An 11,780-nucleotide genomic window follows, 5' to 3' on the forward strand; every position below is an offset into this window, starting at 1 on the left:
TCGCAGAAAGGAGGTAACACCAGCCACTCAGACACCGAAGAAACAGTGATCGTCGATCACTGCACGCGACGACCCGGAATCACCGAAAGGTGGTACACATCAGGCGGCGGCCGGTGGTACACATGGGGCGGCTATTGACAGCCCGATTGTGATCGGCGCAAGTTTGAGCATCGCGGGAGGACCAGGATGCGGGCAGAACCCACCCTCCCACCCAGTGACTGCGGGCACCGAAATAGGCCTTCCCGCGCCCCGGATGACGGGGCCGGTCTCCGTCGAGCAATCTCTGGCCCGACGCCGCTCGGTGCGCGAGTTCGCCCTCAGAGATCTGACCCTTGAACAGGTTAGTCAGCTGGCTTGGGCGGCCCAGGGCATCACCGATCCAGCAAGCGGGTTCCGCACTGCGCCTTCCGCTGGCGCGCTCTACCCGCTCGAGGTCTTTCTGGTGAAACAAGATGGGGTGTTCCACTACCTTCCCCATGGCCACAAGCTGGTTCAAATGTCGAAGGCAGATCTGCGGGCTAGCCTCGCGCGGGCAGCGCTTGGGCAGTTGTCTCTGCGGACAGCCCCCTTGGACATCGTGATCACTGCTGTCTACGAACGAACCAAGGTCAAGTACGGTGCTCGTGCCGAGCGCTACGTCCACCTGGAAGCTGGCCACGTCGGCCAGAACATCCAGCTGCAGGCGGTCGCGCTGGGCCTGGGATCGGTTCCCATCGGCGCCCTCGACGACGATGCCGTGGCCCGAGTGCTCGGCTTGCCCTCGGGCCAGCGCCCTGTCTACATCATGGCCGTGGGCTATGCCGAGGAACCCCAAGCCTCGGCTTGAGAAGGATTGCCACGAGGCGCGATAACGATTGTGACGTTTGTGACGTTTCGCGGAGGGTGCTGACGGCCTGCGCGCACGCACGATCACGTTCGCAAAATGCAGCACGCTCTTCTTCCGCGCGCCCCTGCCACATAGACCAGTCTCAAGGCTGTGGCCGTGGCGAGAAGTTTGTTAAAGGCTTCACATCGGGCCCCCGCTTCGAACCAGCGACTACCGCCTTGGCAGCGATGCGTACGGGCGGGAAGATTATCACTTCCGTCCAGCACGGCCCACCATCCCGGAACAGAAGAGATAACCCATCCTGGGGCGGCCGGGGTTCACTACCGGAGTCAACCTCGAGCCCGCAACAAAGCTCACGCCGCCCCCACCGCTACAGCAGTTCCGCGACGCCCTCGGAACTCGACCTCAACCGGAGGCGGATCGAGGCTCTGCAAGAGAGCCAAAAGCGGGCCGGGGATTCGAACCCGCGATCCATCTCCAGGAGGCCGCCAGCCCCCGCGACCGCGGGCGAAGCCGGGTGCAAGGGCAGCGGGGCTAAGCGCAGTGTACAGGCACAGCTCGATGGTCGGGGCAAAGCGAGCCGATGCTTGTCTTCGCCCCACGAGAGGGGTTGCCGATAGGCCAGCGAACTGGCTCCTTAATCTTGCGGTAGGGAGGCGAGAGATGAGATGGCTGGTCGCGCTGCTGGTGGCGTGTCTGGTGATCGGGACGGCAGCGGTGACGGGCATCGGCGCAGATGCGCCGGTCGCGACACCGCAGGAGGTGACGCTCCCCACACCGGTGACGAAGGGGACGATGTCGCTGGAAGAGGCGATTGCGAAGCGGCGCTCGGTACGGGGGTTCCACACCCAGGCGCTGACCGATCAGCAGATCGGGCAACTTCTGTGGGCGGCGCAGGGCATCACCGATCCGGCCACCGGGCACCGCGCGGCCCCGTCGGCGATGGCGATGTACCCGCTGACGATGTACGTGTTCAAGACTGACGGCGTGTTCGCGTATGAGCCGAAGGGGCACAGGCTGATCCGCATCTCAGATCAGGATCGGCGCGCGGAGGTGACGCAGCCCCCCCGCGGAGGGGAGGCGGCGCCGGTGACGTTCGTGTTCACCGGGGATCGGAACAAGATGGGATCGCGGATGGCCGCAATGGTGGATCGCTTCATCTACCTGGAGGTCGGCCACGCGGCCGAGAACCTGGCGTTGGAGGCAACCGCACTGGGGCTGGCGACGGTGACGCAAGGTGGGATCAACCAGCAGGCGGTGGCGAAGGTATTGGGCTTGCCGGAGACGGCGTTGGTGGTTTACTCGATGCCAGTGGGACATGCGGCCACGCGCTAAGTAGAAGGATCGCGCAGAGGAAAGTGCGACGGCAAGCGCACTGACATGGCGGCATCGTAGATCGGGTTGGCGCGCCGCGGAAACGGCCCGCGAGTCCTTGTCGCCGGTCCGTCTTGGCGTGACGGCCGGCGGCAAGGGGAATAGATGGGGCAGCGAGGATGAAGGCTGAAACCGTACCATGACAAACCGAGAAAGATTTCGTCGCGTTCTGAATTTCGAGAGGGTGGATCGCTTGCCCCTGCTCGAATGGGCTGGCTGGTGGGATAAGACCGTAAGCCGCTGGTATGACGAGGGACTATCGAGGGAGCTTCGGGATGCCAGCGCGATTCGGGAGTACCTCGGGCTGGACGTCCACAGGCAATTGTGGATTAGCCCACGCTCTCGATCCTGCCCCAGTCCACCTGGCCCCGGGATGCCCCTGGTAGCAGATCGGAAGGAGTACCTAGAGATCAAAAGGCACTTGTATCCGGACCCGGCTTTCGACGCGGCCCTGGTGCGATCGTGGGCCGAACGCCAGAAAAGCGGAGAGATGGTTGTCTGGATCACTTTGAGTGGTTTCTTCTGGTTCCCCCGGGGGCTGCTCGGCATCGAACCCCACCTGTGCGCCTTCTATGACCAGCCCAGTCTGCTCGCAGAGATCAACCAGGATCTCCTCGCCTTTAACTTGCGTGTGCTCGATCAGTTCTGCGAAATCTGCATCCCTGACTTCATGACAGTCGCGGAGGACATGTCGTACAACCATGGGCCTATGCTCTCGAAACCGCACTTCGATGAGTTCATGGCGCCCTATTACCATCGCATCATCCCTAGCCTCATGGGCCGTGGGATTATCCTATTCGTGGACACCGATGGCGACGTAACGGTGCCGGCATGCTGGTTCGAAGACGTGGGAGTGGCAGCGCTACTGCCGCTTGAGCGGATGGCCGGCGTCGATGTCGCGACGTTGCGCCGGCAGCATCCACGGCTCAGGATGATCGGGGCCTTCGACAAGACGGTAATGCATCTGGGTGAGGAGCGAATCCGAAAGGAGTTTGAGCGGTTGCTGCCGGTGATGCGACAGGGCGGCTTCATCCCATCCGTAGATCATCAGACGCCCCCCGAGGTCTCTCTCGATGACTATCTACTCTATGCTCGCCTACTCAGGGAGTACTGTGAAAAGGCGTGTCGGTGAGGACTGGTGTCGCTGATCTCTGGCCTCCTCGCCTCGCCGGGCTTGTGCTAACGGGTCGTCCGGACACTAGCCCCATGCCTTGATTCACCCCCGATCTGCGGCATCCCGGCCGTCACTGACACGTTCAGCAGATCCAATATGAGACATCGAGCGAGGTGTGAAGATGGGCTTGGGCATTGAGGACCAGGCGCTGATGGGGATGGGGGTGTCACTTCACCACCCAGTGGCGTTTGCTTGGTCGCTGGTTGGTATCGGGTGACGGTTAGATGGCTGCCCGGGCGAGCCGACCGCGATTCGAACCAGCGACCTTGGCCTTCTTGGCGCCCGACACGACGCGAGAGTGACGGGGCCTGGGGCGTTCGCCAGGCCGCAAATCACGCTCAAGATCGAGCTTGAAGGGGATTTCGCGCGTCCAGGGGAGAGGTCTTGTCTTCTTTTCCGCTACGAAGCGCGCCCCCGCTACCATGCTCACTAACGACCTTTCGCTTGCCACCGAGCAGGCGGAAGGCGGCAGGAAGGTCGCCCTTCAGCGTTACGGCGTAGCAAGGGCGACCTTCTTCCATTTGGGCCGGCACCACCACGATCTCGCTCAGCAGGTCGGCTAAGACCTCCCGCGCTCGGGCCAGGTAGCGTGGGTCGGTCAGCTCGGCCAGATCCTGTTTCCCGAAGTATTCTTCGACCGCCTGTGGGACTTGGGCCAGGGCACGCTCAAGTGCCTCCTCGACAGCCCGGCCATCACCAGGGTCGCCAACCCCTGCCGCCAATCGTTCCCGCTCGGCGGTAAGCCGATCCAGTTCCTGGCGCAGCAGCGTCGCCCCGCCATTATCGCCGCCAGCGCGAACCGCAGCCAACACGTTGCCGATCTCGCGCTCCAAGTCCTTGAGCCGACGCCCTCCGGTCTTTCGGCGCCCTGCCTTTGCCCTCGCCTGCGCAGCCCGCGCCTTCAGCCCTTGGCGCGCGTAGCGCATCACCTCACTGAGGTTCTCCTCGGTGAACAGGTGCTTGCGCACCGCCTCCAGCACGCCGGCCTCCAGCGCCGGAGGCCATTCAGCCCCGGCTGCGGACCGGAGAATCGTTCGTCACATACGCCCCGGCACCAACATAGCCCGGGGTATCATTCATGGGGGCAGGCCACCGCCAGTGGAGGATGGGCGAGATGCTGGCGTGCTAGGTGTAGGAGGGCACGATCACCTCGTCGCCGAAGCCGACGCCTGCGGCGAACACGGCCGAGTGCAAGCAAGAGGTGCCGTTGCACTGGGCCAAGGCATAGCGCGTCCCCACCATGGCGGCGAAGTTGCGTTCCAATTCACCGATGATGCCGGTGCCGTCCCCGATGGAGATCTGCCCCTTGCGCAGCGTATCCATGACGGCGGCGATTTCCTCCTCCGTGATCTGGGGATAGTGGTCCACATAAGGAACCGTAATCGCAGGCGGCCCACCCTCGAGCGCCAGGCGGTCACGCTTGCTCATCTTTCAGTCCTCCATGGTCGCTATCGCACGGAAGTACTCGATGCTGCGGGCCCGCAGGTGCTCGATGGTTGGTTGAACTACCGAGCCCTCGTGCTTGACATAGAAGTTCCAGTTGATCTCCAAGATGCCTGCGTGTGCCGCGAACTTCTCGCGCACGTATGATTCGAGCCTGAAGCGCCCGTCGAGAAGGTGCTCGGTGCTCGTGGCCGCTCCCGGCACCCGCGCACACACGTGATCGAAGAATGGATCTTCATCGCGCCAGCGGTACCATCCCTCGTACGGCGGCGTGCCGATCGTGTTTCCCCAGCCGTGGCAGTTGACGAGTATGCGCGGCGTCACCTGGTCCGCCAGCCGCAATTGGTTGCGCATTTCCACGCTGTCGTCGTCGAGGGCGTCCATGACGACGCCCCGCGCATTGGTATTCATTCGCCCGCAGTAGCACCCGTCGGGGTTGACCTCAGGCGCCAGGAAGATCTCATGGCGGGAAAGCAGGTCCCGCACCTGCGGCGTCCGCCGCTGCCGCACAAGCCATTCGATTGCGGTCTCGCAGAACAACTTGCCGCTTTCCTCCACCGCATGCTGCCCGCCGATGAGAACCAGCGCGGGGCGCGATTTGCCGTTCGCGATGCGCGCTGCCAGCACCGGGCGGCCCTCTTCGCTGTCGCCCAGGTGCAGCCGCTCAAGTTCGAACCCGGGCTCCGCAATCTCGGCAAGGTGGTCCATGAACGACCGGCAGTGCTCCCACGGCATGGGGAAGGTCTCCGCAATCCACACGCTCTCGCCAGGTGCGAGATCGGCAGTGAACTCCACTCGGTCGTCAGCGAGAGCCTGGTTTGACGGAGGCACGCGCTCCCAGCGCTCTCCGTCCCTCGACCACAACGACATGCTCCAGAATGGCACATATACGCGTTCGGGCTCCGGCCCGGCGGTCAGGCCGGACAGCGTGATGCGCGCCGGCGAAACCGCAGCACTGCTGGCATTGCGCACGCAAAACCAGTACCAGACATTAGGATACGTGTCCTCCGGATAGTCGTGCGGCGCCACGCTCACCCAATCGGCGCCTGTTGCCAGAACGTCAACCGCACCGTGATCCTCAGGAACGTGCACCTGCAAGCTCATCGCCACCCTTCCCTTGCCGGGTCTGATACTTGATTGCTCAGCCGCGTTCTTTGGCTACCATTTCCCCAAGTCGCAGACACCGGTCCGCCTATAGAATACACGCGGACCGACCCCACTGCAAGCGGGGAAGGTCCCGGCAAAAGTGGTAGGCCGCGCATGGCAATGCGCCCCGCGCGCACAGTTGTGGCTTCAGCCGTTAGGCCCGATACCACACGGTCTCCGAGCAGGGAAACGATCCCGGCGCGCGGAAAAACCCGGTGGACGGGGTCTGTCGCGAGGCGCGACCGCTGCCGCAAGCTCGCGCGGACCGCCCGGGAGGAGACTCGCGACATCGCTGGGGGGTTCCCCTCTGCTTTGCTGGCGGAAATGAGAGCGCCGGCGCACGGCCGGCCCGGTAAGTTCAGGGCCTACGGCGTGCGGTGTGCTTGAAGGTTTGACTACCGTGCGCGGCGGCTAGAATGGCCACAGGATGACCAGCAGGATGAACCGCTTGTTGTGCCACGGAGCTCTGCCCGGTCAGTCGGCACGCAAACCGGATCCGTGCGGTGCGGCTCCAGCGCGCGTCTGTCGGTGGCACCTCCTTCTAACCGTCGCGCTCGCTTGCCTTGCGCTGTTGATATTCAGTCAGGCGGGACAAGGCGCCGCTCGACTGCAGGGCGGTCTGATTATGGTGGACGGTTCGGGCAATACGCTGGCCAGCATTGCCGGTGACCTGGCCAACCCCACCGCCTTTTCCTTTGCCGATGGCCGCGCCGTCTGCGCTGTCGCGCTGTGGCTCAAGGGGCAGCTCACCATGTGCGCGGGCGAATCGCTCGTCATGGAGAATCCACAGGACGAATGGGCCCGGCGGGAGCTGTACCTGCTCGGTCAGATGGATTTCGATGACTGCGAGATTTCTGGCGCTTACTGGGTCGTGGTTGGACCGTCGGCGTCGGGTGTCTGGCGCAACGTTCGTATCGTTTCCGGCCGCAATGCTGACAGCGGCTATCCGCTGCTCTACTACAACTCATCCGACGTGCGCTGGGAGGGCGGCCTGTTGGACGCACACCCCGCGCCTGATGTCTTCACCTCGACGGCGATCAGTTGCCGCGGAGGGTATTACCCAGCAAGCGTGACCAACACGATTCAGAACATCACCATCCGCTCGCGCGACGGTGCATTCGATGATCCATCGTCGTCGGGCGTCAATGTGGATCTCACTTTCGAGAATTGCGTGTTCCAAACCTCGGGCGGCGACCACGCCCATATCGTCTCCGGCGTCAACGCCTCGGACCGGGGGCGTACGCGCGTGGTGCTCCACAACTGTCGTCGCATCAAGGACGGCAGGCCCGTTGCCTTCGAGGGAATCGCCGTCCACGGCTCGACCGGTCAGATCTTGGAGATGACGGACGGGATTGAGCGGCTGCACGTGGCAACGAACCTTATCGCCATCGCCGACGACCCGCCGGCGGGCGTATGGCATCACCTGTCCCGGCTGCCCGCTCTGCGCCACCGAGTCGCTGAACTGGGCAAGGATGCCCGTTTGCGCGGCTCGGTTTACATGCCGAACTACTGGCTGGACTGCCTCGGTCGCATCCGCACTGCTATCGGCTCTAACGGGCGCTATGGGCCAGGCGACGCGGGCCTGGTAGAGCGGCTGATGGATCTCGCTGAGAACGCGTTGGACCATGTGCCGCTGACTGTGCAGACGGGCACCCCGTACCGGCCTCGGCCGGCGCGGCTCGAACCCCCGCCGCCAGACCGCGCCCATCTTGCGGTCATGCCCGATGGCCGCGTACGCGTGGACTCTTATGACAGCGTGCTGTTTTACTCTCCAGGGGGGCCGGGTTCGTTTGCTCGTTTGACCGAGGATAGCACTATCCGGGAGCGACGGGTATTCGATGCCTACCCGAAGTTGGGCGGCCCGTCGTTGCGCACGCTTGCGCCGTCCGACAGCGCGCTCATGCTGTGGGAGCTGCCGTGGGAAGCGCAGATAGTACAAAACAACTCGCCCATCGTCGGATTCAAGGCGACCTTGAAGAATGCCCCTGCTCACGGCGCCGCCGTCACGCACATCTTCTTTCATGATCTGCCGGATGTCATTCTCTACGACGTCGCATCTGTGCAACGCGGGCAGCCCCCCGAGTCAGCACGGGTGCGTTTCGCCGCCTACGCGACACCGCGTCATAAGTCGTACAACGGCATGCGCTTCTGGAGCGATGATCCTCAGGGGGTAGCGGCGCAGACGTCGGACCACAGAGAAACCATCGTGCCCGGCGAGCCGGAGCACGGGCTGTTCGTCTCGCGCGAGGGGAACTTCTGGATGTACCCCCACCTCACACGCGGCGCGCTGATCGCGCAGTGGAACGGCTACAATGACTGGCGCCGCTATCCGCCGGCGGGGTACGTCATTCGCAAGGACGAATGCGCGGCGATTTACCTGAACGCCACCGACTACTACGCGCAGGTGGTCGAGCTGCACAAGCCGCAGCAGACGCGCTACCAACTGCTGTGGTTCGAGGGAGGGGGCCTGCGCTGCTGGGAGAACATCTTTGACCTGGACGACGCGTTCAACCACCCATGCTCAATCGCGCTGCGTTTGGAAGAGGGCAAAAGCGTAAGAGTCGAGGCCGAGGAGACGGCCGGGCTCAACCGCAACGTGGAAATCGTTGTCTTGTCGCGCGTATTCAACGCCCTCAGCAGCGACTTGGCGGTTTTCCGCGGCGACTCGACGATCATGTTGCTGCGCGATGTCAAGGCAGGCTCGCGGCGGTTGCTGGGAACGCTGCCGGTGACGCTGTCGCGCCTCGCGCCTGCGCGATTCGAGATACGCAACGACCTAAACCAACCGTTGGAGCAAGTCGAGATCCGGTTGCCCGGAGCGCAGGGTGTGGCGCGCATACGCCACGGCGACCAGTTGGTGAAGGTGATGGAGCGCGGGCGCGACGCGCTCACTTACCACGCACAGATCGCGCCAGGTTGCACCGAGATCATGGTCGAGTAGATATACGTCTTCAGCGTGCACCGCTGCTCCTTCGAGACAATTGGCGATTGACAGAGCTGCCCCAGCGACAGACGGTCCGGCTTTCGGGGCGGGGGGCGTGAAGTCTGAAAGGATTGTCGAGGGAGCGAACCGAAAGCCACTGAGGAGGAAGTCGCGATGATCAAGGGCATCGCCCACGTGTGCTTCGTGGCGTGACCTGGAGTCTTCGCTGGCCTTATCGCGCGTGGAGACCTCGTCCGGGAGGAAACGCTGGTCCGGGCACTTCAAGCGGGATGGATCGCTGGCGCGGGCTTGGATGCCCCGACGCCAGATCCGCTGCCTGGAAGCAGCCGGCTATGGGATATGCCGAACGCGATCATTAGCCCACATGTGTCCGGCCTCACCCCCAGGCATGGAGAGCGTGCAACCGAGATATTTCTTCGCAACCTGCGCGCCTTCCTTATCGGCAATCTGGCCGCGATGACAAACGTCATAGGCCCCAAGCTGGGGTACTAGCGATTCCCAAGTGCCTCGAAGTGGGAAGGCAACCTGAAGCACGCACTCGCGTAAGGAATTGAGATCTTTCGAACTCTGCCTGGCTTCAGGCCCCCAACATCTGTCTCTGCTCCTCCCACTCTGTCGGCAACCGATAGAGCTTGTCGAGCGATAGGCCGTCTGGCGCCGTGCCGTCGAGGATGGCTTCGACGATGTCCGGCGCCAGTAGTGTAAGTCGGAGCCGGCGGTCGCAAACGCCGGCCACACGCGCTGCGGGTGGTGCTGAGCTACTCCCGCCGGGCCTACAGCGAGGCGGTGTGGCGCCAGGACACGGAAAGCTTCATCCGCTGCCTGGAGAATGCCTTCCACCATTTCGGCGGGGTGCCCCCGGACGCTGGTGATCGACAACCTGCGGGCAGCGGTATCCCGAGCCGACTGGTGCTCAGTTAACATAGTTGTGAATCAAGGACGCCGCAGCCCCCAGGACAGCCGAGGACGGCTGTCCTACCGCGAGAGCGGTGATACCGGTAGGCCAGGCGTCCCGCCTGGCCTCAGATGGCCATACCTGATCTTGTTGCAGGAATACGTTAACTGAGCACTGGTACGATCCGGAGCTGAATCCGAAGGTCGAGGAGTTTGCCCGCCACTACGCCACGGTGATCCTGCCCACCAAGCCGCGTACTCCCCGCCACAAGGGCAAGGTGGAGAACAGCATCGGCTATCTGGCCGGCAACGCGCTCAAGGGCCATCTCTTTTCCAGCCTGGACGCCCACAACCAGCACCTGCGCCAGTGGGAGACGCAGGTGGCCGACCACCGTATCCACGGCACCACCCGCCGGCAGGTGCGGGCGCTGTTTGATGAGCACGAGCGCCAGGCCCTGCTGGCGCTTCCCGAGCAACGATTCCCCTGCTTCCAGGAAGCGCGCCGCAAGGTGCACCGCGACGGTCACATCGAGGTGGAACGCTCCTACTACTCGGTGCCTCCGGAATACCTGGCCCGGGAAGTCTGGGTGCGCTGGGATAGCCGGGTGGTGCGCATCTATAACGACCGCTTCCCCCTTCGCTGAAGCTACGGGGGACAAGTCGAGCAGATCGCCATCCACTGCCGGGCACAGCGCGGCGCCTTCAGCACCCAGCAGGCGCATCTGGCTGCCGAGAAGATCAGCCGGGTCGAACGCGGCGCCGAGTACCTGCTTAGCTGCGCGGGCCTGATCGGCCCCTGGAGTGCCCGCTAGAGCAGGCAGATGATCGAGGCCCGCGGCGTTGCCGGCATCCGGGTGCTGCAGGGTTTCTTGACCCTGGCCCGCCAGATTCCGACCCCAGTCCTGGAAAGGGCCTGCCAAACCGCCGCCAAGCACCAGGTGTGGCGGTTGCGCCAACTGCGCCGGCTCTGCCAGCAACACCGCCAGCAGCCGGAGCTGGCGTTGCTGTCGGAGCATCCCCTGATCCGCCCGCTCGATGCCTACGACGCCATCGCCCAGTTTCCTGGCGTCTCATTCCGACCGCCGGCGCCCGCACCGGAAATACCATATCCATGACGGGCAAAGACTTGTCCGCCTCTGGCGGAAAGGAGCTGCGTATGAACCCACAACTGCAAACGAGCTTGAAACGCCTTCGACTGTCCGGGCTGGCGAGCACGCTCCAGGTTCGCCTACAGGAAGCCAGGACCAACCAACTGGGCCATGAGGAGTTCCTCGAATTGCTGCTCCAGGACGAGCTGGCGCTGCGCGATCAGCGCCTGCTCCAACGGCGGCTGCAGGCCACCCACTTCCGGGAGCACAAGACGCTGGAGGACTTCCACTGGGACTTCAACCCCGCTATCCCCCGCCGCGAGGTAATGGAGTTGGCCACCTGCCGCTTCGTCGAGCAGGGACGGGGAATCCTGTTCATCGGCCCGCCGGGCACCGGCAAGAGCCATCTCGCCCAAGCTATCGGCTACCAGACCATCAAGCTCGGTTACACCGTCCTGTATCGCTCGATCTTTGATCTCGTGCGCGATCTGGCTGCGGACCAGGCGCTCGCCGGCCAGGACAAGCTGCTGGAGCGCTACCTCAAGCCCGAACTGCTGATCATCGACGACATGGGACTAAGACGCATCCCGCCCCACTCGGGGGAGCATCTGTTCGAGATCATCATGCGCCGCCACGAGGTGCGATCCACCATCATGACCTCCAACCGGCCCATCGAGGAATGGGGTAAGCTGCTTGGCGACGTCCCCGCCGCCGGGGCCATCCTCGACCGCTTCCTGCAGCACGCCCAGGTCATCACCATGGCCGGGCGCAGCTTCCGGCTCAAGGACAAGGCCCAAACTGAGGCCACAAAACCGTCAACCAAGCAGGAAAACAGCAAGCCCAAGAAGGATAACTAACTGGCTGGTCTTGAATCGACCGTGAGTGGTTGGT

General features: G+C 63.7%; 10 protein-coding genes. 7 read left to right on the forward strand and 3 right to left on the reverse strand.

The features are described 5' to 3' along the window. The first annotated feature begins 253 nt into the window (after window positions 1-253). The 3 genes from VM221_11990 to VM221_12000 all read left to right on the forward strand — a co-directional run bounded on the left by VM221_11990 (window position 254) and on the right by VM221_12000 (window position 3,332). Window positions 254-826: a SagB/ThcOx family dehydrogenase gene (locus tag VM221_11990; GenBank protein ID HUT75539.1), complete on the forward strand. Its 573-nt coding sequence runs from the start codon at window positions 254-256 to the stop codon at window positions 824-826. A 663-nt stretch (window positions 827-1,489) separates the two neighbouring features. After that, on the forward strand, window positions 1,490-2,161 hold the full coding sequence (locus VM221_11995; protein HUT75540.1) for a SagB/ThcOx family dehydrogenase: 672 nt from the start codon (window positions 1,490-1,492) through the stop codon (window positions 2,159-2,161). Between the two features lie 232 nt (window positions 2,162-2,393). After that, window positions 2,394-3,332 (forward strand): uroporphyrinogen decarboxylase family protein, encoded by a 939-nt coding sequence (locus tag VM221_12000; GenBank protein ID HUT75541.1) that lies wholly within the window; start codon window positions 2,394-2,396, stop codon window positions 3,330-3,332. Window positions 3,333-3,712: 380 nt separating this feature from the next. Here VM221_12000 and VM221_12005 read toward each other — a convergent pair whose 3' ends face one another. The 3 genes from VM221_12005 to VM221_12015 form a co-directional block, all read right to left on the reverse strand. Continuing rightward, entirely contained in the window at window positions 3,713-4,354 is a 642-nt protein-coding gene (locus tag VM221_12005; protein HUT75542.1) for a hypothetical protein, read from the reverse strand. A 145-nt stretch (window positions 4,355-4,499) separates the two neighbouring features. Continuing rightward, a complete protein-coding gene (locus VM221_12010; GenBank protein ID HUT75543.1) occupies window positions 4,500-4,802 on the reverse strand; it encodes a DegT/DnrJ/EryC1/StrS family aminotransferase in 303 nt (100 codons plus the stop codon). Window positions 4,803-4,805: 3 nt separating this feature from the next. Beyond that, the gene (locus VM221_12015) at window positions 4,806-5,921 is read right to left on the reverse strand and encodes a M14 family zinc carboxypeptidase (protein HUT75544.1); all 1,116 of its coding nucleotides are present in this window, start codon (window positions 5,919-5,921) and stop codon (window positions 4,806-4,808) included. A 667-nt stretch (window positions 5,922-6,588) separates the two neighbouring features. Between VM221_12015 and VM221_12020 the strand changes: the two genes are divergently transcribed. From VM221_12020 to istB, 4 genes are all read left to right on the forward strand, one after another. Then, window positions 6,589-8,904: a hypothetical protein gene (locus VM221_12020; GenBank protein HUT75545.1), complete on the forward strand. Its 2,316-nt coding sequence runs from the start codon at window positions 6,589-6,591 to the stop codon at window positions 8,902-8,904. A 1,175-nt stretch (window positions 8,905-10,079) separates the two neighbouring features. After that, entirely contained in the window at window positions 10,080-10,445 is a 366-nt protein-coding gene (locus tag VM221_12025; GenBank protein ID HUT75546.1) for a hypothetical protein, read from the forward strand. 177 nt (window positions 10,446-10,622) lie between these two features. Then, window positions 10,623-10,916 (forward strand): hypothetical protein, encoded by a 294-nt coding sequence (locus tag VM221_12030; protein HUT75547.1) that lies wholly within the window; start codon window positions 10,623-10,625, stop codon window positions 10,914-10,916. A gap of 41 nt (window positions 10,917-10,957) precedes the next feature. Further along, entirely contained in the window at window positions 10,958-11,746 is a 789-nt protein-coding gene (gene istB, locus VM221_12035; GenBank protein HUT75548.1) for an IS21-like element helper ATPase IstB, read from the forward strand. Window positions 11,747-11,780: the final 34 nt, after the last annotated feature.

The sequence above is a fragment of the Armatimonadota bacterium genome (assembly GCA_035527535.1).
Lineage (GTDB): Bacteria > Armatimonadota > Hebobacteria.

Bases quoted from the DNA above. Each gene is read 5' to 3' on its own strand.
- VM221_12030 (HUT75547.1), top strand. From the start codon at position 10,623: ATGATCGAGGCCCGCGGCGTTGCCGGCATCCGGGTGCTGCAGGGTTTC.
- VM221_11990 (HUT75539.1), top strand. From the start codon at position 254: ATGACGGGGCCGGTCTCCGTCGAGCAATCTCTGGCCCGACGCCGCTCG.
- VM221_12020 (HUT75545.1), top strand. From the start codon at position 6,589: ATGGTGGACGGTTCGGGCAATACGCTGGCCAGCATTGCCGGTGACCTG.
- VM221_12010 (HUT75543.1), bottom strand. From the start codon at position 4,802: ATGAGCAAGCGTGACCGCCTGGCGCTCGAGGGTGGGCCGCCTGCGATT.
- VM221_11995 (HUT75540.1), top strand. From the start codon at position 1,490: ATGAGATGGCTGGTCGCGCTGCTGGTGGCGTGTCTGGTGATCGGGACG.
- VM221_12015 (HUT75544.1), bottom strand. From the start codon at position 5,921: ATGAGCTTGCAGGTGCACGTTCCTGAGGATCACGGTGCGGTTGACGTT.
- istB (HUT75548.1), top strand. From the start codon at position 10,958: ATGAACCCACAACTGCAAACGAGCTTGAAACGCCTTCGACTGTCCGGG.